We start from the raw sequence: 20,915 nt of genomic DNA on the forward strand, positions 1-20,915 counted from the left end.
TGGGCCCGCCAATGGGGTGGCGGCGGGCCCATCGCCGTTCATGAGCGGGGGCGGCTGCCGGTCGTACCCGCTGATCGACTCCGGCCGGCTTCGTCGGCGGCCGGTGTGGTGCCCCGTGAGAGCGCCTCGTCGTTGGCTGGCACCAGTGGAAAGCGCCCCCACGGGGGTCTGTGGTTATTCATGGAAAGCGGAAGCCTCCGCCCCCGATAGGGTCGGAGGCTTCCGCGCTTCTGGTGGGGACATGTCATGGATCCGCCGTGTTGGCACGTTCCTCCTGGTCGCGTAACAACTGGCGTAATCCCTCCGGCTCGTCCGCGTCGATGGTCATCGCGCAGCCGGCCTCCCGCTGTGCGGAACTCAGGGGATGGTGGCGGGTTGCCCACCACCGTCCCGCATCGCTCCGCCAGATAGTCCATTCCGGATACTCGCGGGCAATTTCGGCAAGATGCCGGTCAAAGGACATCTGCCCACCTTTCCCTCGCCGAGCCGCCCCGGGTGTACCCCGATCTCCTTGACGTCTCTCTATCAAGGTGCGGGACATCTCTAGAGAAGACAAGATCCTGGGAGGACAGGTCCACCTATCGTCCGATTTTTCAAGTTGAACTACGCATCGAAGTCGTACTGGAGTACATACGACGCGGCGTCGAGTGTCATCTCGTTCAGCTCAACTGGTATGCCTCCCGAGGTGTACGCCGTGCGCACGACGACGATGATCGGGTTGCCCGGCGGCAGATGGAGGAGCTCGGCCTCCTGGGGCTGGGGCATGCGGGCGCGTAACTCCTCGGTGAAGTGGGCCGGGAGGTAGCCGAGGTCGCCCAGGCGGGCGTACACGCCGCCGGGGCCGGTGTCGGGCAGGGTGATGGCGGTTCCCTCCACCAGGTCGGCGGGGAAGTGGGAGACGGCCAGCTGGACGGGCCTGCCGTCGACGTTGTAGCGCCTTCGGCGGATCCACACCTCGTCGACGTCGAGGACGCGCCCGATGTCCTCGCTCGCCGGCAACCGTTCGATGTGGACCTCGTCCACGGTGTAGGCACGCCCCCGGGTGTCGGAATCCCAGATCGCCCGCCCCTGCCCCCACTGTTCACGGGACAGACGTCGTGACCCATGCCGTCTGATGGGTCGAAAGAGTCTCACGTATACCCCCGAACCTCGCCGCGGAACAGCCAGGCCCTCATTGATGAGTACGGCCAGCGCCTGCCGTGCGGTGGCGCGGGCGATGCCGTACTCGGTCATGAGGGCGTTTTCGCCCGGTAGCCGCTCCCCATCACGGAGTTCGCCGGACAGGATCTGCGTGCGCAGCCGGTCGGCGATACGCCGGTAAATGGGGGGCTCGTGATGCACCGGGGACTCGGTCACGTTTGATCACCCTCTGTCACCAACGGGGGGTTAGCGTCTCCAGAGAACTTGCCCCGTCTTGTCCACGATCGCACAGAGAGAATGGTTGGTCCCGAGCCTAATTTGAGCGGATCGTGCCCCTGTGGCGATCTTCAGCGGTTAGTGCAGCCCGTTACCCTGGAACGGTCCTAGCCGCTATTCACCGTGCCCACCAACGCTGAGTCATGACCGCAGCCAGGACCGCCCCTATTGTGTTCAGCAGAATGTCATCGACCGACGACACACGGTGGAGCTCCAGGCCGTATTGAAGTAACTCGACGGTAAGAGATCCGGCCGCCGCGACGGCCGCGACGATCTTCAAACGAGCCAACTTTTGAGACCTGAGGGGCAAAAGCGCGCCCAGTGCGGCGAACACCAGAAGATTGCCTCCGACCTGCACGAACGCCGTCGCGGCCGGCCCGGTCACTACCTGTGCAAGATCGTGAAACGGGACCAGACCGACCGCCCGGTCAGGAGCCGAGGGGTCACCGGGAGTGAGGATCATCCAGAGCCAGGGCGCCGTGCCGATCACGATGAAGACGTCCGCGTACGCCGTCCGCGCAGGTTCCGGGTGGTTGGAACGCTCCCGGAACCGAGTGAGCAGGTGGGCGACACCCCATCCGGCCGGAATGGTCAAGAGGGTGGCGATGACGACATGTCCCCATAGAGCCCACGCCAGCAACATGACTGTGTCCTTTTTGGCATCCATCAGGCCCGTCGTTCCGGACGCCCCATGGCACTTTCGGTCAGGGAGAAAAACAACAAAGAACTTAGCCGGAAACGGTCACCAGAAGGTGGCCCCTTGGGAAGCCGACCCTTGGTGACGCATTGGGCTGCCGAGTCAGGATATTTCTGGAGATGATGTCTGGCATGAGCATCACCCGCGCCGGCTGTGCCGCGCTCGACTCCGCCGACCCCCTTCGCGGTTTCCGTGCGGAGTTCGTCCTGCCGGACGACGTGGTCTACATGCTCGGCAACTCGCTCGGCGCGCTGCCGCGGCGCACGATCGAGGCCGTCTCCCACACCGTCACCGCCGAATGGGGGCGTGACCTGGGGCAGAGCTGGAACACCGCCGGATGGTGGGACCTGCCCGAGGTGATCGGCGACCGGATCGCCAATCTGATCGGCGCCGGGCCCGGCACGGTGCTCACCGGGGAGTCGACCTCGGTCTCGATCTTCAAATTGATGTCGGCCGCCGTCCGGCTGCGTCCGGGCCGCCGGACCGTTGTGGTGGAGTCGGAGGGCTTTCCGACCGATCGGTACGCCGTCCAGGGTCTCGCGGCGGGCTTCGACCTGAACGTGCGAGATTTCGGTCCGGAAGGTTCCCTGGCCGACTGCCTCGACGACGACGTCGCCGTGGTGCTGCTGTCGCACGTCGACTACCGGACCGGCGCGCTGCGCGACATGGCGGCCGACACCGCGACGGCGCAGGCCGCCGGGGCGCTGGTCATCTGGGATCTCTGCCACAGCACCGGGGCGCTGCCCGTCGAGGTGGGCGCGGCCGATTTCGCGGTCGGGTGCACGTACAAATATCTGAACGGCGGGCCCGGAGCGCCGGCCTACCTCTACTGCGCGCCCGCGCACCTGGCGGAGGCCGAGTCGGTGTTGCGCGGCTGGCACGGGCACGCCGCGCCGTTCGCCTTCGAGGCCGACTACCGGCCCGCCGACGGCGTGCGCCGCTTCGGCGCCGGCACCCCGCCGATCCTGTCGATGAGCGCGCTCGCCGCGTCGCTGGACCTGTGGAGCAAGGTCGACATCAGGTCGGTGCGGGCCAAGAGCGTGGCGCTGACCGAGCTCTTCATCGCGCTGACCGAGCCCCTCGGGCTCGACCTGGCCACCCCGCGCGACCCTGCGGGGCGCGGCAGCCAGATCAGTTTCCGGCACGACCACGGCTACCCGATCATGCGGGCGCTGCTCGACCACGGGGTGCACGGCGACTTCCGGGCCCCCGACATCATGCGGTTCGGGTTCACCCCGCTCTATCTGCGCTACGTCGACGTGTACGACGCCGCCGACACCCTCGCCGAGATCATCGGCAAGGGCATCTGGCGGGACGAGCGCTACCAGCGCCGGGTGACGGTCACCTAACGCGTCTTCGCTTTGTCGGCGACGATCTCGGCGGCCAGGGCGACGCACTCGGCGCAGATCCGGCCGCCCTCGCCGTAGACCATGTGCAAATGCGGGTTCGGCGGCTTGCGGCAGAACGAGCAGGCCGCCGCGCGCCGCGTCTTGCGGGCCGAGAACGGGTGGGTGAAGTTGCGGGTGAAGCGCTTACGGGCGGCCTGCTTCGACACGCCGAGGCGGTCGCCGATGGCCGTCCAGGAGGTGCCCGCGGCGCGGGCGTCGCGGACCGCCAGATCGATCAGGGCGTCGGCGTCGCGGGTCATCTCCTGGCTCAGCTCGTTGGCTGCGGCCAGGGTGTCCAGCGGGTCAGAGGGGTTGGCCGCGCGTTTGCGTGCGCGGGCGAGTAACTCTGATGGCTCCATATCGACAACATTAGGTTGTCATCTGGGTCAGAGCAACTTGCCGAGACGTTTCGGCGCGACGAGCCGGTAGCTCTCCTCGACCCAGTCCCGCAGCACGTCGAACTCGGGCAGATCGGCGTCGTAGGGGACGGTCACCCAGCCCGACCGGCCCAGGCCGTAGCGGCTCGGGATGGCGCCCGGCACGCTGAGCGCGTGTCCGTGGGCGACGACGAGCTTCACGCCGAAGCCCGTGGCCCGCTCTTCGGAACCGAGGAACAGGAAGATCTTCTTGTTCACCTTGACGACGGCGTCGTCCTCCCAGGGGAAGTCCTCGAACGCCTCGGGGAGGGTGAGGGCGTAGGCGCGGAGATCGGTGCGGATACTCATGTGCTACTCACCGGTAACTTGGGATGGGGGGCTCAGGCCCGGCCCCGGGCTGGGCCTCCAGCATTGCCCCATGAACAAGCCCGTGCCAAACAAGACCACATCCGCCTATTTCGCGCAGTCCGTCATCTCGTTCGGGCTGGCGCTCGGCGCCCTCACGCTGGGGGTCGCCTACCTGCCCGTCGACGCCTGGATCAGGTCGTTCTTCGCCGTCGGGGTCTTCTACCTGGTGACCGCGTCGTTCACGCTGGCCAAGGTGGTGCGCGACCGGCAGGAGGAGTCGGCCGTGGTGGCCCGGGTCGACCAGGCGAGACTCGACCGGCTCCTCGCCGAGCACGATCCCTATCAGAACTGACCGCCTTAGGTGTACTTGCTCTGCGCGCCACGGACGTAGACCGGTTCGCCCGACGTGACCATGGCGTAGACGATTTTCGAGGTGTGGATCGGAATCCGGATGCATCCGTGTGAGGCCGGATATTTCGGTACCTCCGAGGATCCGTGCATGGCGATGCCGCCGTTGAAGTAGATCGAGTTGAACATCGTGCCCAGCGGACTCGTCGTCCATCCCGGCGCCCGCGTCCCCGCCCGGAAGTCGCCGACGGGGGTGCGGGCGAAGCCGCAGTGACCGTTGTCGCAGTACGACCGGTTCGCGCCCGTGGAGATGTGCGTGGTGAGGTCGGGCTTGCCGTCGCGCCAGATGGTCATCAACTGCCGCCGGACGTCGATCTCGACCCGGTTCGTGGCCTTGGGGCGGACCAGCGGCTTGACACGACGCGGGTGGCGCAGCGCCCACATGGTGTTCCGGTCGATGCGGTTGGTCATGGGCAGGCCGTTGACCTTCTGGAAGGCCCAGACGGCGTAGCGGGTCGTCTCGCCGTAGCGGCCGTCGTCGACGCCGGAGTCGAAGCCGAGCTCCCGCAGGCGCTGTTTCATGGCGCGGATCTGGTGACTCTTGTCGCCGAACTTCATGACCTCGGGGCGACGGGGGGCCTGGCGGTGGTGGCGGTGGTGGGCGGCCGGGTGGGCGTGGTTGCCTCCGTGGTGGACGGCGTGATGGGCCTGGTGACCCGGGTGCCCGTGGACGTGGTCGTGATGAGCGACCGGATGCTCGTGGTGGCGGCCGTGGGCGTCGTGGCGGCCTCCGTGCATGTCGCGGTGCCTGCCGTGTGTGTCGCGGTGACGGCCGTGCATGTCGCGTTGTCTGTCGTGCGGTTCGTGGTGATGGTTGCGCAGGTCGTGATGCCTGTCCTGCATGTCGCGGTGGCGGCCGTGCGCGTCGTGGTGGCGGTTGCGCGAGTCGCGGTGGCGGTCGTGCAGGTCGCGGTGCTCGCCGAGCGCGTGGTGGTGCCTGTCCTGTACGTCGTGGTGGCGGTTGCGCGAGTCGCGGTGGCGGTCGTGCATGTCGCGGTGCTCGCCGAGCGCGTGGTGGTGCCTGCCCTGCGCGTCGTGGTGTCTGCCGTGCATGTCGTGGTGGCGGGTGCGGTCGCCGTGGCCGTCGTGATGTCGCGCGTGGGCGTCCTGCCGGTCGCCGGGCGCCTCGAAGTGGCGGGCGTGCGCCTCCGGGCGGTCGGTGTAGCGGAAGCGCATCTGCCGGCGGCCGTCTCGGCCGTCGGGGTACCTGCGGGCCGCCGTCGAGCGCCGGTGGTTCGCCTCGGCGTGGCGGTGGCCGAGGGCCGCGCGCCCGTTCACGGTGGCGTGGGTCGCGCGCTGAATGGCCGCGCCGGTGACGGCTCGCCCGGTCGTCGCACCGGGGGCCGCGCGCCGCTGCGTCGTGGCGTTCGTCGCGCGCTGGTTCGCCGTGCGGGTGAAGGCACGCCCGTGCGCCGCATTCAGGGCGGCGCGCTGCTGCATGGCGGCGTAGGCCGCCTGCTGGTTCGCGGTGACCGAGGCCGCGCGGCCGGTCGTCGTGCCGTACTGCGCGCGGTGCTGGGCGGCGGCGAGGGCCGCTTGCCAGTTCGCGGCGGCGGCGGTCGTGCGGCGGGCGGCGGTGCCGAGGGCCGCTTGCCGGTTGGCGGCGCCGGAGGTCGCGCGGCGTTCGGCGATGCCGTGGGCGCGGGCGGCAGCCGGGCGCCGGTCCCGTGTGTGGTCACGGTGCACGGTCGGGCGCCCGTGCTGCTTGTTCTCCTGTACGTGCTTGTGGTGCCTGTCCTTCACGGCTTGGTGGCCGTGCTTTCTATCCGCCGAGTCGGCGAAGGCCGCCGACCCGGTGATCAGCGCCAGCCCGAATCCGAGGCCGACGACCATATATGTCCGCATGGGGGCGAAATTCCCACTACGATCCCCGGACAGACCGGACTTAGGCGATCTTGATGGAAAGATGATCTTTTAATAGGCGAGTGCCTTTGTCTTGGCGCTCGGCGCGAGCATCGTCTCCTGGAACTTCGGGAACGCGACCGTGCGCGCGTCGCCGTCACTGGTGTAGCGCTCGCCCGGGTTCGACTGCAGCCAGTCGAGCCACCCCGTGGAGCAGAACTTCGCGCAGTCGCCCTTCTTGTCCATCGACCGGATGCGCGGGATGCCCAGCGGGTCGAACGCCCCGCTGAACGGCGACTGGGCCGGCATGTAGCCCGCCAGGAACACGCCGGAGTAGTTGTACTTCACCCCCTTGTCGGAGCCCTTGAGCGCCCACTCCTTGGTCTTCGGCTGGTTGCCGTAGGGAAGGGCGAAGGTGACGACCTCGCCGCCGTTGAGGTCGGTGATCAGCTTGTGCCCGGCGGTGACCTCGTCGAGCACGACCTGCTTGGGCTTGCCCATCAGGTTGGTGTGGTCTTTCGTGTGGTTGCCCAGCTCCATGCCGTGCTGCTTCAGCCAGGCGACGATCTGCGCCTGCTCGGCGGGGCTGCTCTTGCCGAACATGTCGCGCGTCACGTAGAAGGTGGCCACCGGGCGGAAGCCCGGGTGCTTCGCGCCGGCTTCGAGCAGGATCGCCACCGCCGTGTCCTTGGCCGGGGTGCCGGTCCCGTCGAGGGTGACCTGCGACGGCGACGAGTCGTCGAAGGTCAGCACGACCGGGTGTTTCCCGGCCGGAATGTCGATCTTCCCGGTCACGTACTCGGCGGCGGTGATCGGCACGTAGCCTTCCTTGGCCAGCCGGTCGAGTTCGGTGCGGAACTGCTTGGGCGTGCGGTCGTCCTGGGTGGTCGGGTTCTCGATGATGCGGTGGTACATCAGGACCGGGATCTGACCCAGTTCGTTGGCCTTGACCGCCTTCGCGTTGGCCGCGCTCACCGGCTTGATGGCCGCCGGTTTGACCTCGACCGCCGAAGCGGGCTTCTGACCTTGGTCGGCGCCACATGCCACACACCCGGCCAGCACGATCAATCCGACAGTCGCCGCGGCTCTCATCTCTGGTGCCCCTCCGATAAGTCATGTCATTGACACGGAGAGTGATCCCCTTAGGTGAGGACGAAGACGGCTAAGAGATTTTAAAGTTCACGTACAGGGCGAAATGTGGCATTCGGGATGCCGGTGGTGAGGGGGGCGAAGCGTCACCGACCGGCATCCCGTCCGCCATCGTGAAGACGCCACCGGCCATGCCCCTGACCTCGGGCGGCGATCTCACGATGACGCGCTGATCCGCTCCTCTCCGGAGTAGACGTTCATGGACCGGCCACGCACGAACCCGAGCAGGGTCAACCCGGACTCGGCGGCCAGTTCCACCGCCAAGCTTGACGGCGCCGACACCGCGGCCAGCACCGGAACGCCCGCCATGACGGCCTTCTGGACGAGTTCGAACGAGGCCCTGCCCGACACCATGAGCGCCGTTTGCCGAAGCGGCAGCCGGCCGTCGCGCAGTGCCCATCCGACGAGCTTGTCGACCGCGTTGTGCCGCCCGACGTCCTCTCTGACGGCCAGCGCCCGGCCGGCCGGCGTGAACAGCCCGGCGGCGTGCAGGCCGCCGGTCCGGTCGAACACCTTCTGGGCGGTACGCAGCCTCTCGGGCAACTCGGCGATGACCTCTTCGGAGAAGGTGACGTCATCGGGGGCGACGTCCCAGCGGGCGACGGTCCGGACCGCGTCGAGCGACGCCTTCCCGCAGACCCCGCACGACGAGGTCGTGTAGAAGTTGCGCTCCAGCGAGGTGGCCGGCGGCGTCACGCCCGTCGTGAGCCGCACGTCGAGCACGTTGTAGGTGTTCTGGCCGTTCTCCAGGGCCCCCGCGCAGTAGCGGATGGCCTCGATGTCGCCCGCTTTCCCGATGACGCCCTCGCTGACGAGGAACCCGGCGGCCAGGTCGAAGTCGTCGCCGGGGGTGCGCATCGTGATGGTGAGCGGCTTGCCGTTAAGCCGGATCTCCAGCGGCTCCTCGGCGGCCAGCACGTCGACCCGGTGACTCTGCCCGGTCTCCCGGACCCGCAGGATGCGCCGCTGGACGGTGACCCTACCCATCGGAGGCCACGTTCTGGACGTGCTGGAAGCCGAACCGCCCCTTGATGCACAGATTGCCGTGGGTGACCGGGTTGTCGTGGGGCGAGGTGACCTTCACGATCGTGTTGTCCTGCACGTGGAGGGTCAGGTTGCAGCCCACGCCGCAGTAGCTGCAGATGGTGGTGGTCTGGGTCTGGCGTTCTTCGTCCCAGGTGCCGGCCTCGCGCATGTCGAACTCGTTCTTGAACGACAGGGCCCCCGTCGGGCAGACCTCGACGCAGTTGCCGCAGAACACGCAGGCCGAGTCGGTCAGCGGGGCGTCGAACTCGGTGGAGATGGTGGCGTCGAAGCCGCGCCCGGCGACCGAGATGGCGAAGGAGTTCTGCCACTGCTCGCCGCACGCGTCGACGCACTTGTAGCACAGGATGCACTTGGCGTAGTCGCGCACGTAGAGGTCGTTGTCGACCTTCGGGGGCTCGGCGACGGTGGCGGCGTCCTCCCCGAAACGGGCCGGGTCGGCGCCGTATTCGGCCATCCACTCCTTGGCGTTCGGCGTGGTCGACAGGTCGACCGAGGAGCCGAGCAGCTCCAGCACCACCTTGCGGCTGTGGCGGGCACGCTCGGAGTCGGTCTTCACCACCATGCCGGGCTCGGCCTTGCGGGAGCACGCCGGGGCGAGGGTGCGGGCGCCCTCGACCTCGACGACACAGACCCGGCAGGCGTTCTTCGGGTTGAGGGTGTCGCCGTAGCAGAGGGTCGGGATGTCCTTCCCGGCCGTCTGGCAGGCGTCGAGCAGGGTGTCGCCTTCGGGGACGCGCATCGCCTCGCCGTCGACGGTGATCTCGATGAGCCGCCGTGGCGGACGCAGGGGGACGCTCATGAGCTCTCCTTTGCCGTGAACACACCAAGCCGGTCGATGGCCGATTCGACGGCGTTCCAGGCGGTCTGGCCTAGGCCGCAGATCGAGGCGTCGCGCATGGCCTGGCCCACCTCCCGCAGCAGCACCAGGTCGCCCTCGCTGCGCCGTTTGGAGAGCCGGTGGAGGGCCTCCTCCTGGCGGACCGTGCCGACCCGGCAGGGCACGCACTGGCCGCACGACTCGTCGCGGAAGAACTCGGCGATGCGCAGCAGCACGCCGGGCAGCTCGACCGTGTCGTTGAGCACCAGCACCACCCCGGAGCCCAGCGTGGCCCCGGCGGCGCGGGTGCCCTCGAACGTCAGCGGGATGTCGAGCTCGTCGGCCCGTACGAACGCCCCGGCCGCGCCGCCGAGCAGCACCGCCCGCAGCTCGCCGGTCGCGCCTCCGGCCAGGTCGAGCAGGTCGCGCAGGGTGGCGCCGAACGGGACTTCGTAGATGCCCGGCCGCTCGACCGTGCCCGAGACGCAGAACAACTTGGTGCCGGTGGACGACGACGTGCCGACGGCCGCGTAGGCGGCGGCCCCCATCTCGAGGATGTGGGGCACGTTGACCAGGGTCTCGACGTTGTTGACGACCGTGGGCTTGCCGAACAGGCCCTTCTCCACCGGGAACGGTGGCTTGGTGCGCGGCTCGCCCCGGAACCCCTCGATCGAGTTGAAGATCGCGGTCTCCTCGCCGCAGATGTAGGCCCCGGCGCCGCGCCGGATCTCGATGTCGAACGAGAACCCCTGGCCGAGGATGTCGTCGCCGAGCAGCCCCCGCGACTTCGCGACGACGATCGCGTTCTCCAACCGCTGGAGCGCACGCGGGTATTCGCCCCGGATGTAGAGGTAGCCGAGAGCGCAGCCGTTGGCGTAGCCCGCGATGGTCATGGCCTCGATCAGGGCGAACGGGTCGCCCTCCATCAGGACCCGGTCCTTGAAGGTGCCCGGCTCGCTCTCGTCGGCGTTGCAGACGAGGTAGTGGGGCCGGTCGAGCTGGCGTGCGGTCGCCTCCCACTTGCGGCCGGTGGGGAAGGCCGCGCCGCCCCGCCCGACCAGCCCCGACTCCAGGACCTCGCGGATGACCCCGGTGGGCCCGAGCTCGAAGGCGCGGCGCAATCCGGTGTAGCCGCCGGTCGCCCGGTAGTCGTCGAGACTCAGGGGGTCGACGACGCCGATGCGCCGGAGCAGGACCAGCTCGGATGGACCGGCCGACCGGCCGTCGTCACTCGACACTTCTTGGGCCGCTTCGCCAGGGGGAGCCTGGCCCTCGTGCGCGAGCCGCTCCGCGGTCGGTGCCGGCCGCGCGGGTGCCTGCCGGCACGCCCGGGTCTGCGGCACCGCGGCCTCGACGGGAGGTTCTTCTGTCGTGGCCGACCACTCCTGGCCGACCGAGCACGGCCCGTAGACCGCGTTCACCGGGGGATCGCCCGCTTCGATCGCCAGGGCGGCGGGGGCGCGTTCGCACAGGCCCAGGCACGGGCTCGGCTGCCACGACACCCCGGGAGGGCCGAAGCGCTCCTCGACGTCGCGGCGGACCGCCTCGGCGCCCTTGGCGGCGCACGCGAGGTCGGTGCAGACGTGGAGCATCCGGGCCTGGCGGGGCTTGACGGAGAACAACGAGTAGAAGGTCGCCACCGAATAGGCCTCGGCGGGTGGGATCGTCAGGCGGCGGCAGATGTAGTCGAGCGCGCCCTCGCTGATCCAGCCCACCCGGTCGTTGACCGCGTGGAGGGCGGGCAGCAGCAGGTCGCGGCGGTCGCGTGCCACCCGGGGGGCCTGCGTGGCGAAGCGCAGGTCGAACTCGGTGCGCTCGCCGCCGTCCCAGGCGGAAGACGGCGCTCCGAGGAGCGCGTCGACGACGGCGCGCTCCTCGGCGGTCGGTTCGGCGTCGCGGAACCGAAGATCCATGCGTCGGTCACCCGACCTTCGCGGGAACGAGACGGTCGATGCGCACCGCCGCGGCCTTGAACTCCGCGGTCCCGGCGATCGGGCAGGTCGCCTCGATCGTCAGGGCGTTGGTGTCGACCTCGTCGGGGAAGTGCATCGTCATGAAGACCAGGCCCGGACGCAGGGCCGGGTCGATGTAGACGGGAGCCACGACGGTGCCCCGCCGTGAGGAGACGCGGACCTCCTCGCCCGCGGTGACGCCCAGGCTCGCGGCGTCTTCGGGGGACAACTCGATGTTCTCGCCGCGCCGCAGCGGGGAGGCGAAGCCGGAGCTCTGCACCCCCGTGTTGTAGGAGTCGAGGCGGCGGCCGGTGGTGAGCCGGAACGGGTATTCGTCGTCGAGCAGGTCGACCGGTGGCGAGTGGCGCAGGATCGCGAACGGCGCGAGGCGGCCCCGTTTCTCCGGGTCGGTCTCCCACAACCGGCCGTGGAGGAACGGCGGTTCGAGCTCCTCGGTCGAGGGGCACGGCCACTGGATGCCCTGGTGTTCGGCCAGCCGCTCGTAGGTCATGCCGTAGTGGGCCGGCGAGACCGAACGCAGTTCGTCCCAGACCTCTTCGGCGCCGGAGTAGGCCCACTCGTGGCCGAGCCGGCGGGCCAGCTCGCACAGGATCCAGATGTCGTCGCGGGCCTCGCCCGGCGGCACCAGCGCGGCGCGCACCCGCTGGACGCGGCGCTCGCTGTTGGTGAAGGTGCCGTCGGACTCGCACCAGGCCGCCCCGGCGGGCAGCACCACGTCGGCCATCTGGGCCGTCTTGGTCAGGAAGATGTCCTGGACGACGAGGTGGTCGAGCATGCTGAGCCGCTTGATGCAGCTCAGCGAGTCGGCCTCGGACTGAACGGGGTTCTCGCCGATCAGGTAGCAGGTGGTGACCTCGCCCTCGGCCATGGCCTCGAGCATCTCGGTCAGGTTGAGGCCGTAACGCGGTTGGATCGGCGCCTGCCACGCCGCCTCGAAGCGGGCCCGGATCGCCGGGTCGAGGATGTCCTGGAAACCGGGGAGCCGGTTGGGGATGGCGCCCATGTCGCCGCCGCCCTGCACGTTGTTCTGGCCGCGCAGCGGCGACAGGCCCGAGCCGTAGCGGCCGACGTGGCCGGTCAGCAGGGACAGGTTGATGAGGGCGCGCACGTTGTCGGTGGCGTTGTGGTGTTCGGTGATGCCGAGGGTCCAGACCAGCTGCGCGCGGTCGGCGCGGGCGTAGGCGTGGGCCATCTCGCGGATCGCGTCGGCGGGCACGCCGGTGACCTGCTCGGCGGCCGACAACGTCCATGGTTCGACGCTGGCGGCGTATTCGGCGAAGCCCTCGGTGGCGCGCTCGATGAAGGTCGTGTTGTGGAGGCCCGCGTGGATGATCTCGCGCGCCACGGCGTGGGCGAGCGGGATGTCGGTGCCGACGTTGAGGCCCAGCCAGCGGTCGGCCCACTGGGCGGTGCCGGTCCGGCGGGGGTCGACGGCGAACATCCTGGCGCCCTTGCGGATGCCCTTGAGGACGTGCTGGAAGAAGATGGGGTGGGCGTTGCGGGCCGCCGAGCCCCACATAAGGATCACGTCGGCCTCTTCGACCTCCTGGTAGGAGGAGGTGCCGCCGCCGCTGCCGAAGACCGCCGACAGGCCCGCCACGCTCGGGGCGTGGCAGGTGCGGTTGCACGAGTCGACGTTGTTGGTGCCGATGACCACGCGGGTGAACTTCTGCCCGATGTAGTTCATCTCGTTGGTCGACCGGGCGCACGACAACATGGCGAAGGCGTTGGGCCCGTGGGCCGCCACGTTGCGCCGGAACCCCTCGGCCGCGCGGTCGAGCGCCTCATCCCATGTGGCCCGCCGCAGCACACCGTCTTCACGTACCAGGGGATGGGTCAGCCGGTCGTAGTGCTCGGCCTTCTTCCTCTTCATCGACCTCATCCTTTCGTATTCTGTATACAGACTACGGTATGTGCGGTCATGCTGCGCCGACAAGCCGGGTCTGGGTGTCGAGCAGGTCGGTGACGGCGTGGATGGCACGCAGCGTGGGCACCGGGGTGGTGGTCAGGTCGGCCAGTTCGACCACCGCCGAGAGCAGCACGTCGAGTTCGAGCGGCTTGCCCTTCTCCAGGTCCTGGAGCGTGGAGGTCTTGTGCTCGCCGGCCTTCTCGGCCCCGGCGAGCCGCCGCTCGATCGAGATGTGGGGGTTGCAGCCGACCGCCTGGGCGACCGCGACCGTCTCTTCCATCATGGTTCTGACCAGCTCGCGGGCGCCGGTGTGGCGGCAGATGCCGGCCATCGTCGCGCGGGCGAGCGCGCTGATCGGGTTGAACGCGACGTTGCCCATCAGCTTGACCCAGATGTCCTGGCGCAGATCGGCCTCGACCGGGCATTTGAGGTCGCCGGCGACCATGGCGTCGCTGAACTCGGCGCACCTGGGCGACAACTCGCCGCTGGGCTCGCCGATGGAGAAGCGGGTTCCTTCGAGGTGGCGGATCACGCCGGGGGCCTCGATCTCGGTGGCGGCGTAGACGACGCAGCCGATGGCGCGCTCCAGCGGGAGCGCTTCGGTCACCGAGCCGCCGGGGTCGACGCTCTCGATGCGGTAGCCGTCATAAGGGCCGCCGAGGCGGTGGAAATACCACCACGGGATGCCGTTCTGGGCGGCGATGAGGGTCGTGGACCCGTGGAGCATCGGCGCGATCATCCGACCGGCCGCCGCGTAGGAGTTGGCCTTCAGGCCGAGGAAGACGTGGTCGACCGGGCCGACCTCGCCGGGATCGTCGGTGGTGTGCGGGTGGGCGGTGAAGTCGCCGCGCGGGCTGAGCACGCGCACGCCTGACTTCCGCATGGCCGCGAGATGCTCCCCGCGGGCTATCAGATGCACCTCGACGCCGGCGCGATGCAGGGCGGCCCCCACATACGCGCCGATGGCGCCGGCGCCAAGAACAGCGACCTTCACACTAGCTCCGTTCTCGCGTCGACAGTGCATTCGGTATACGGTATGGCAACGGTGTCGTCAAGGAGGTCGCCCGATGACCGTGCTGTCGCATACCCGGCCCGAACACGCCGCCGGGGCCGCCGACCTGCCCTGGGATCGAGCCCGCCGGCTGGCCGCCGCGGCGACGTTGCCGCTGGTCGCGGCCGAGGTCCCGCTTCGGGCCGCCCACGGCTGCCGGCTCGCTGACGCGCTGCGTGCGCTCGTCGCCCTGCCGGGCGCCGACGTCTCGGCGATGGACGGCTACGCGGTCGGCGGCCCCGGCCCGTGGCACGTGGTCGGCGAGGTGCTGGCCGGGGGCGTCCCGTTCCCCCGGGAACTCGGGCCGGGCGAGGCCGTGGAGATCGCCACGGGGGCGCCCGTGCCCGGGGGGACCGTGTGCGTGGTGCCGTACGAGCAGACGGAGCAGGCCGGGCTGTCGATCAGCGGTCACTGTGAGCCGGGCCGCCACATCAGGCGGCGGGGGGAGAACGTCTCCGAGGGCGCGGTCGTGCTGACCTCGGGGGCGCTGGTGACGCCGGCCGTGCTCGGGCTGGCCGCCGGGCTCGGCCACGACACCCTGTGGGTGCGGCCGAGGCCGGTCGTGTCGGTGCTGGTCACCGGTGACGAGGTGGTGGGTTCGGGCATTCCGGCGGCCGGGCTGGTGCGCGACGCGGTGGGGCCGATGTTGCCGCCGCTGATCGCCTGGGCCGACGGCGAGGCGCTGCCGCCGCGTCACCTGCCCGACGGCGCCGAGGTGCTGGAGGCCGCGCTGAGGGAACCGGGGGCCGACGTCGTCGTGGTCTGCGGCGCGTCGTCGAAGGGGCCGGCCGATCACCTGCGCGGGGTGCTCGGCCGGCTCGGCGCGGCGGTCCTGGTCGACGGCGTCGCGGTGCGGCCCGGCCATCCGCAGGCCCTCGCCCGGCTGCCGGGCGGGCGGCTGGTGGTCGGGCTGCCCGGCAATCCGTTCGCCGCCCTGGCGGCGGCGCTGACGCTGCTGGCGCCGGTGCTGCGCGCGCTCAACGGGCGGCCCGAGCCGGAAGGCGAGCTCAGTGCCGTCAGCGGGCCGGTGCGCGCCCATCCGCGCGACACCCGCCTGGTGCCCGTCTGGAGATCGGCGCGGGGCGCGATCGCGGTCGGCCATGACCAGCCCGGGTCGCTGCGCGGGGCGGCGATGGCCGACGCCCTCGCCGTGATACCGCCCGGCTACGACAGCGGCCCGGTGGAGCTCCTCGCCCTGCCCGCGCGGTAACCGGTTCGAAATCTTGTAACCCGCCGGAAAGGTATGGACATCCTCGGAAGCCGGGGGTAACCATGTTCCTCATACGGTATGCAGTATGGCGTAGACGCAAAGCAGAAACGTCTTTGAGAGGACGGCCCTGATGACGGAAGAAGCCCCGGAACAGATCTCCGGTGGTCACCTGGTCGCTAAGGCGCTCAAGGCGGAGGGGATCGACGTGATCTTCACCCTCTGCGGCGGCCACATCATCGACATCTACGACGGCTGTGTCGACGAGGGCATCGACGTGATCGACGTGCGCCACGAGCAGGTCGCCGCCCACGCGGCCGACGGCTACGCGCGCATCACCGGCAAGCCCGGTTGCGCCGTGGTCACCGCGGGTCCCGGCACCACCGACGCCGTGACCGGAGTGGCCAACGCCTTCCGCGCCGAGAGCCCGATGTTGCTCATCGGCGGCCAGGGCGCCCTGAGCCAGCACAAGATGGGCTCACTGCAAGACCTGCCCCACGTCGACATGATGACCCCGATCACCAAGTTCGCCGCGACGGTGCCCTCCACCGAGCGGGTGGCCGACATCGTGTCGATGGCGTTCCGCGAGTGCTACAACGGCGCGCCCGGCCCGTCGTTTCTCGAGATCCCGCGCGACGTGCTCGACGCCAGCGTGCCGGTGGCCAAGGCCCGCATCCCCCAGGCCGGCCGCTACCGCGCCTCCACCCGCCAGGTGGGCGACCCCGAGGCGATCGAGCGCCTGGCCGACCTGCTCGTCCACTCCGAGAAGCCCTGCGTGCTCCTCGGCAGCCAGGTCTGGACGACCCGCGGCACCGACGCCGCGATCGACTTCGTCCGCGCCCTCAACGTGCCCGCCTACATGAACGGCAGCGGCCGGGGCACCCTCCCGCCCGGCGACCCCCACCACTTCCAGCTGTCGCGGCGCTACGCCTTCAACGAGGCCGACCTCATCATCATCGTCGGCACCCCGTTCGACTTCCGCATGGGCTACGGCAAGCGGCTGTCCAGCACCGCCAACGTCGTGCAGATCGACCTCGACTACCGCACCGTCGGCAAGAACCGCGACATCGACCTCGGCATCGTGGGCGACGCGGGGCTCATCCTGGCCGCCGCCGCGCAGGCCGCGTCGGGCCGGGTCGACAACGGCGCCGCCAAGCGCAAGGAGTGGATCGAGGAGCTGCGTGCGGTCGAGACGCAGGCGTTCGAGAAGCGGCTTCCGCGCCAGCTCTCGGCGGCCGCGCCGATCGACCCCTACCGGCTGGTCCACGAGATCAACGAGTTCATCACCGAAGACACCATCTACATCGGCGACGGCGGCGACATCGTCACCTTCTCCGGCCAGGTCGTGCAGCCCAAGTCGCCCGGCCACTGGATGGACCCGGGCCCCCTCGGCACCCTCGGCGTCGGCGTCGCCTTCGCGATGGCCGCCAAGTACGCCGAGCCCGACAAGGAGGTGCTGTGCCTGTTCGGCGACGGCGCCTTCTCCCTCACCGGGTGGGACTTCGAGACGATGGTCCGCTTCGACCTGCCGTTCATCGGCGTCATCGGCAACAACTCGTCGATGAACCAGATCCGCTACGGCCAGGCCGCCAAGTACGGCAACGACCGCGGCCGCGTCGGCAACACCCTCGGCGACGTCCGCTACGACGAGTTCGCCCGCATGCTCGGCGGCTACGGCGAAGAGGTCCGCGACCCCGCCGACATCCGGCCGGCGCTCGAGCGCGCCCGTGAGTCGGGCAAGCCCGCGCTGATCAACGTGTGGGTCGATCCCGACGTCTACGCCCCCGGGACCATGAACCAGACGATGTACAAGTAGGGAGCGGCATGCCCAAGGCCTTGGAGGGCGTCCGCGTCCTCGACATGACCCATGTGCAGTCGGGCCCGTCCGCGACGCAGCTGCTCGCGTGGCTCGGCGCCGACGTCGTCAAGCTGGAGGCCCCGACCGGCGACATCACCCGGAGCCAGCTGCGTGACCTGCCCGGCGTCGACAGCCTCTACTTCACGATGCTCAACTGCAACAAGCGCTCCATCACGCTGAACATGAAGAGCGAGCGCGGCAAGGAGCTGTTCGTCAAGCTCGTTCAGGAGTCCGACGTCCTGGTCGAGAACTTCGGCCCCGGCGCGGTCGACCGCATGGGCTTCTCCTGGGAGCGGCTCCAGGAGCTCAACCCCCGCCTCATCTACGCGTCCATCAAGGGCTTCGGCGGCGGGAAGTACGCCAAGTTCAAGGCCTACGAGGTGATCGCCCAGGCGATGGGCGGCTCGATGGCCACCACCGGGTTCGAAGACGGCCCGCCGCTGGCCACCGGCGCGCAGATCGGCGACTCCGGCACCGGCGTCCACGCCGTCGCCGGCATCCTGGCCGCGCTCTACCAGCGCGAGTCCACCGGCCAGGGGCAGCGGGTGCAGGTCGCCATGCAGCACGCCGTGCTGAACCTGTGCCGGGTCAAGCTGCGCGACCAGCAGCGGCTGGCCCACGGCGCCCTGAAGGAATACCCGAACCGCACCTTCGGCACCGAGGTGCCCCGGTCGGGCAACGCCTCCGGAGGCGGCCAGCCCGGCTGGGCGGTGAGGTGTGCGCCCGGCGGGCCCAACGACTACATCTACGTCATCGTCCAGCCGGTCGGCTGGAAACCCGTCTCCGAGATCATCGGCCGCCCCGAGCTGGCCGACGACCCCGAGTGGGCCACCCCCGAGGCGCGGCTCAACAAGCTCGACAAGATGTTCCAGCTGATCGAAGAGTGGTCGAGCCAGCACGACAAATGGACCGTCCTCGACCGGCTCAACGCGGCCAACGTGCCCTGCGGGCCCATCCTGTCCACCGCCGAGCTCATCGACGACGAGTCGCTGCGCGCCGAGGGCGCGGTCGTCACCGTCCCCCACCCGGAGCGCGGGGAGTTCACGACGGTCGGCAGCCCCCTCCAGCTCTCCGGCTCCCCGGTCGACATCACGACGCCGCCGCTGCTCGGAGAGCACAACGACGAGATCTACACGCGGCTCGGGGTCACGGCCGAGGAGCTGGCCGAGCTGAAGACGAACGGAGTGATCTGAGATGTCGGCAGAAGTCCGGGAGATCCTGGACAAGGCACGGGCCGAGGGGCGCACCGCGCTCACCGCTCCCGAGGGCAAGCTCGTCTGCGACGCCTACGGCATCGCCACCCCCGGTGAGGGCCTGGCCACGTCGGCCGACCACGCCGTCGAGCTGGCCACCTCAATCGGGTTCCCGGTCGTGCTGAAGATCGTCTCCCCGGACATCCTGCACAAGACCGAGGCCGGCGGCGTCCTGGTGGGCGTGGCCTCGGCCGAGGCCGTCCGCGCCGGCTACGCCCAGATCATCGCCAACGCCGAGGCCTACGACGCCGGTGCCGTCATCGACGGCGTCCAGGTGCAGCAGATGGTCGGCGGCGGCCACGAGGTGATCATCGGTGCGGTGACCGACCAGACGTTCGGCAAGGTGGTCGCATTCGGCCTCGGCGGAACGTTGGTCGAAGTGTTAAAGGATGTGACCTTCCGGCTCGCCCCCCTAACAGTGCATGATTCCCTGGCGATGCTGGACGACATCAAGGCGGCCGAAGTGCTGCGTGGGGCCCGCGGAGCCGCACCGGCCGACCGGGCGGCTCTGTCGACCATGATCGAGCGCGTCGGCGCGCTGGTCGCCGACTTCCCCGAGATCGCCGAGGTCGACCTCAACCCCGTCTTCGCGTCCGCGAACGGCGCCGTGGCCGCCGACGTGCGCATCATCCTGTCGGCCGAACCGCCGGTGGAGACCCCGCGCATCCCGCGCGAGGAGATCCTCGCCAAGATGAACCGCATCTTCCGCCCGCGCGCCGTCGCCGTCATCGGCGCCTCCGGCGAGACCGGGAAGATCGGCAACTCGGTCATGCGCAACCTGATCAACGGCGGCTTCCGGGGCAACATCTACCCGATCAACCCGAAGTCCTCCGAGATCCTCGGGTTACCCGCCTATCCGAGCATCGCCGACGTGCCCGGCGAGATCGACGTCGCGGTCTTCGCCATCCCGGCCGCGTTCGTGCCGGCCGCCCTGGAGGCCGCGGGGGAGAAGGGCGTCGCCGGCGCCATCATGATCCCCTCGGGCTTCGCCGAGACCGGCAACGTCGAGGGCCAGCGGGAGGTCGTCGAGATCGCCCGCAAGCACGGCGTACGCATGCTGGGCCCGAACATCTACGGCTATTACTACACCCCCGAGAATCTCTGCGCGACCTTCTGCACCCCCTACGACGTGCAAGGACACGTTGCGCTGACCTCCCAGAGCGGCGGCATCGGGATGGCGATCCTGGGCTTCAGCCGCACCACCCGGATGGGCGTCTCCGCGATCGTCGGAGTCGGCAACAAGGCCGACGTCGACGAAGACGACCTCCTCACCTTCTTCGAGCAGGACGACAACACCAAGTGCGTCGCCATGCACCTCGAAGACCTCAAAGACGGCCGCGGCTTCGTCGAGGCCGTGCAGCGGGTCGTCAAGGAGAAGCCGGTCATCGTGCTCAAGGCGGGCCGGACCGCCATGGGCGCGAAGGCCGCCGGCTCCCACACCGGCGCACTGGCCGGTGACGACAAGGTCTACGACGACATCCTCCGGCACGCCGGTGTGGTCCGTGCCCCCGGGCTCAACGACATGCTGGAATACGCCCGATCCCTGCCGATCATGCCCACTCCGCAGGGGGAGAACGTCGTGATCATCACCGGAGCGGGCGGCTCCGGTGTCCTCCTCTCCGACGCCTGCGTCGACAACGGGCTGACTCTCATGGAGATCCCGCCCGACCTCGACGAGGCGTTCCGCGCCTACATCCCGCCGTTCGGAGCGGCGGGCAACCCGATCGACATCACGGGCGGCGAGCCGCCGTCCACCTACGAGAACACCCTCAGGCTCGGCCTCACCGACCCCCGGATCCACGCGCTCGTGCTCGGTTACTGGCACACCATCGTCACCCCCCCGATGGTCTTCGCCGAACTGGTCGCGCGCGTCGTGGCCGAGGAAAGGGCCAAGGGCAACCACAAGCCGGTCGTCGCGTCACTGGCCGGTGACACCGAGGTCGAAGAGGCCTGCGAATACCTCTTCGACCACGGCGTGGTCGCCTACCCCTACACCACGGAGAAGCCCGTGGCCGTGCTCGGCGCGAAATACCGCTGGGCCAGGGCGGCAGGGCTCATGCCCGGCTGACGCACCACCCGCACACACACACCGCGGCGGCCCGCCGCACCTGAGCACGGCGGGCCGGCGCACGACGCTCCGGTGACCACGACCGGAGACCCAAGAGGGGGGCGAAT

General features: G+C 69.6%; 18 protein-coding genes. 6 read left to right on the forward strand and 12 right to left on the reverse strand.

The features are described from left to right. Positions 1-244: 244 nt before the first annotated feature. The 3 genes from AW271_RS38465 to AW271_RS14595 form a co-directional block, all read right to left on the reverse strand. The gene (locus AW271_RS38465) at positions 245-463 is read right to left on the reverse strand and encodes a hypothetical protein (protein WP_083949814.1); all 219 of its coding nucleotides are present in this window, start codon (positions 461-463) and stop codon (positions 245-247) included. Positions 464-603: 140 nt separating this feature from the next. Next, positions 604-1,356, reverse strand: a complete 753-nt coding sequence (locus AW271_RS14590) for a GntR family transcriptional regulator (protein ID WP_030454864.1) — start codon at positions 1,354-1,356, stop codon at positions 604-606. Between the two features lie 178 nt (positions 1,357-1,534). Next, entirely contained in the window at positions 1,535-2,059 is a 525-nt protein-coding gene (locus tag AW271_RS14595; RefSeq protein ID WP_062337528.1) for a VanZ family protein, read from the reverse strand. A 185-nt stretch (positions 2,060-2,244) separates the two neighbouring features. Between AW271_RS14595 and kynU the strand changes: the two genes are divergently transcribed. Beyond that, on the forward strand, positions 2,245-3,462 hold the full coding sequence (kynU, locus tag AW271_RS14600) for a kynureninase (protein WP_062336999.1): 1,218 nt from the start codon (positions 2,245-2,247) through the stop codon (positions 3,460-3,462). Here kynU and AW271_RS14605 read toward each other — a convergent pair. Together AW271_RS14605 and AW271_RS14610 are read right to left on the reverse strand one after the other, a co-directional pair. Continuing rightward, the gene (locus tag AW271_RS14605; RefSeq protein ID WP_030454867.1) at positions 3,459-3,860 is read right to left on the reverse strand and encodes a ClpX C4-type zinc finger protein; all 402 of its coding nucleotides are present in this window, start codon (positions 3,858-3,860) and stop codon (positions 3,459-3,461) included. The two genes, kynU and AW271_RS14605, sit on opposite strands and share 4 nt — an antisense overlap. Positions 3,861-3,887: 27 nt before the next feature. Further along, the gene (locus AW271_RS14610; RefSeq protein ID WP_062337001.1) at positions 3,888-4,226 is read right to left on the reverse strand and encodes an MmcQ/YjbR family DNA-binding protein; all 339 of its coding nucleotides are present in this window, start codon (positions 4,224-4,226) and stop codon (positions 3,888-3,890) included. 70 nt (positions 4,227-4,296) lie between these two features. On the opposite strand from AW271_RS14610, the gene AW271_RS14615 reads away from it, so the two are divergent. Further along, the gene (locus AW271_RS14615; RefSeq protein ID WP_062337009.1) at positions 4,297-4,578 is read left to right on the forward strand and encodes a YiaA/YiaB family inner membrane protein; all 282 of its coding nucleotides are present in this window, start codon (positions 4,297-4,299) and stop codon (positions 4,576-4,578) included. Between the two features lie 5 nt (positions 4,579-4,583). Here AW271_RS14615 and AW271_RS38470 read toward each other — a convergent pair whose 3' ends face one another. From AW271_RS38470 to AW271_RS14650, 7 genes are all read right to left on the reverse strand, one after another. Beyond that, positions 4,584-6,479 carry a L,D-transpeptidase family protein gene (locus AW271_RS38470; RefSeq protein ID WP_157554151.1) on the reverse strand — a complete coding sequence of 632 codons (1,896 nt, stop codon included), beginning with the start codon at positions 6,477-6,479 and terminating at the stop codon, positions 4,584-4,586. Positions 6,480-6,548: 69 nt separating this feature from the next. After that, positions 6,549-7,568: a polysaccharide deacetylase family protein gene (locus tag AW271_RS14625; protein ID WP_062337013.1), complete on the reverse strand. Its 1,020-nt coding sequence runs from the start codon at positions 7,566-7,568 to the stop codon at positions 6,549-6,551. A 213-nt stretch (positions 7,569-7,781) separates the two neighbouring features. Further along, the gene (gene fdhD, locus AW271_RS14630; RefSeq protein ID WP_062337015.1) at positions 7,782-8,612 is read right to left on the reverse strand and encodes a formate dehydrogenase accessory sulfurtransferase FdhD; all 831 of its coding nucleotides are present in this window, start codon (positions 8,610-8,612) and stop codon (positions 7,782-7,784) included. Beyond that, complete coding sequence (locus AW271_RS14635; protein WP_062337017.1) at positions 8,605-9,471, reverse strand: 2Fe-2S iron-sulfur cluster-binding protein; 867 nt, start codon at positions 9,469-9,471, stop codon at positions 8,605-8,607. Before AW271_RS14635 ends, fdhD begins: the two co-directional genes overlap by 8 nt. Then, complete coding sequence (locus tag AW271_RS14640) at positions 9,468-11,402, reverse strand: NAD(P)H-dependent oxidoreductase subunit E (RefSeq protein ID WP_062337019.1); 1,935 nt, start codon at positions 11,400-11,402, stop codon at positions 9,468-9,470. The genes AW271_RS14635 and AW271_RS14640 overlap by 4 nt, the downstream gene beginning before the upstream one ends. A 7-nt stretch (positions 11,403-11,409) precedes the next feature. Beyond that, positions 11,410-13,344, reverse strand: coding sequence for a molybdopterin oxidoreductase family protein (locus tag AW271_RS14645; RefSeq protein ID WP_218008050.1), 1,935 nt, complete (start codon positions 13,342-13,344; stop codon positions 11,410-11,412). 37 nt (positions 13,345-13,381) lie between these two features. Continuing rightward, positions 13,382-14,365 carry a 2-dehydropantoate 2-reductase gene (locus AW271_RS14650; protein WP_062337023.1) on the reverse strand — a complete coding sequence of 328 codons (984 nt, stop codon included), beginning with the start codon at positions 14,363-14,365 and terminating at the stop codon, positions 13,382-13,384. 73 nt (positions 14,366-14,438) lie between these two features. On the opposite strand from AW271_RS14650, the gene AW271_RS14655 reads away from it, so the two are divergent. The 4 genes from AW271_RS14655 to AW271_RS14670 all read left to right on the forward strand — a co-directional run bounded on the left by AW271_RS14655 (position 14,439) and on the right by AW271_RS14670 (position 20,808). Further along, positions 14,439-15,632, forward strand: coding sequence for a molybdopterin molybdotransferase MoeA (locus AW271_RS14655; protein ID WP_062337024.1), 1,194 nt, complete (start codon positions 14,439-14,441; stop codon positions 15,630-15,632). A gap of 130 nt (positions 15,633-15,762) precedes the next feature. Beyond that, on the forward strand, positions 15,763-17,445 hold the full coding sequence (locus AW271_RS14660; RefSeq protein ID WP_062337026.1) for a thiamine pyrophosphate-binding protein: 1,683 nt from the start codon (positions 15,763-15,765) through the stop codon (positions 17,443-17,445). A gap of 8 nt (positions 17,446-17,453) precedes the next feature. Further along, a complete protein-coding gene (gene frc, locus AW271_RS14665; protein ID WP_062337029.1) occupies positions 17,454-18,680 on the forward strand; it encodes a formyl-CoA transferase in 1,227 nt (408 codons plus the stop codon). Position 18,681: 1 nt separating this feature from the next. Then, positions 18,682-20,808 carry an acetate--CoA ligase family protein gene (locus tag AW271_RS14670; protein ID WP_062337031.1) on the forward strand — a complete coding sequence of 709 codons (2,127 nt, stop codon included), beginning with the start codon at positions 18,682-18,684 and terminating at the stop codon, positions 20,806-20,808. The last annotated feature ends 107 nt before the right edge of the window (positions 20,809-20,915 follow it).

This window comes from Herbidospora sakaeratensis, assembly GCF_001570525.1.
GTDB classification, from domain to species: Bacteria; Actinomycetota; Actinomycetes; order Streptosporangiales; family Streptosporangiaceae; genus Herbidospora; species Herbidospora sakaeratensis.

Bases quoted from the DNA above. Each gene is read 5' to 3' on its own strand.
- AW271_RS38465 (WP_083949814.1), bottom strand. From the start codon at position 463: ATGTCCTTTGACCGGCATCTTGCCGAAATTGCCCGCGAGTATCCGGAA.
- AW271_RS14655 (WP_062337024.1), top strand. From the start codon at position 14,439: ATGACCGTGCTGTCGCATACCCGGCCCGAACACGCCGCCGGGGCCGCC.
- AW271_RS14605 (WP_030454867.1), bottom strand. From the start codon at position 3,860: ATGGAGCCATCAGAGTTACTCGCCCGCGCACGCAAACGCGCGGCCAAC.
- AW271_RS14625 (WP_062337013.1), bottom strand. From the start codon at position 7,568: ATGAGAGCCGCGGCGACTGTCGGATTGATCGTGCTGGCCGGGTGTGTG.
- AW271_RS14595 (WP_062337528.1), bottom strand. From the start codon at position 2,059: ATGTTGCTGGCGTGGGCTCTATGGGGACATGTCGTCATCGCCACCCTC.
- AW271_RS14640 (WP_062337019.1), bottom strand. From the start codon at position 11,402: ATGGATCTTCGGTTCCGCGACGCCGAACCGACCGCCGAGGAGCGCGCC.
- AW271_RS14660 (WP_062337026.1), top strand. From the start codon at position 15,763: ATGACGGAAGAAGCCCCGGAACAGATCTCCGGTGGTCACCTGGTCGCT.
- kynU (WP_062336999.1), top strand. From the start codon at position 2,245: ATGAGCATCACCCGCGCCGGCTGTGCCGCGCTCGACTCCGCCGACCCC.
- AW271_RS14615 (WP_062337009.1), top strand. From the start codon at position 4,297: ATGAACAAGCCCGTGCCAAACAAGACCACATCCGCCTATTTCGCGCAG.
- AW271_RS38470 (WP_157554151.1), bottom strand. From the start codon at position 6,479: ATGCGGACATATATGGTCGTCGGCCTCGGATTCGGGCTGGCGCTGATC.
- frc (WP_062337029.1), top strand. From the start codon at position 17,454: ATGCCCAAGGCCTTGGAGGGCGTCCGCGTCCTCGACATGACCCATGTG.
- AW271_RS14610 (WP_062337001.1), bottom strand. From the start codon at position 4,226: ATGAGTATCCGCACCGATCTCCGCGCCTACGCCCTCACCCTCCCCGAG.
- fdhD (WP_062337015.1), bottom strand. From the start codon at position 8,612: ATGGGTAGGGTCACCGTCCAGCGGCGCATCCTGCGGGTCCGGGAGACC.
- AW271_RS14670 (WP_062337031.1), top strand. From the start codon at position 18,682: ATGTCGGCAGAAGTCCGGGAGATCCTGGACAAGGCACGGGCCGAGGGG.
- AW271_RS14645 (WP_218008050.1), bottom strand. From the start codon at position 13,344: ATGAGGTCGATGAAGAGGAAGAAGGCCGAGCACTACGACCGGCTGACC.
- AW271_RS14635 (WP_062337017.1), bottom strand. From the start codon at position 9,471: ATGAGCGTCCCCCTGCGTCCGCCACGGCGGCTCATCGAGATCACCGTC.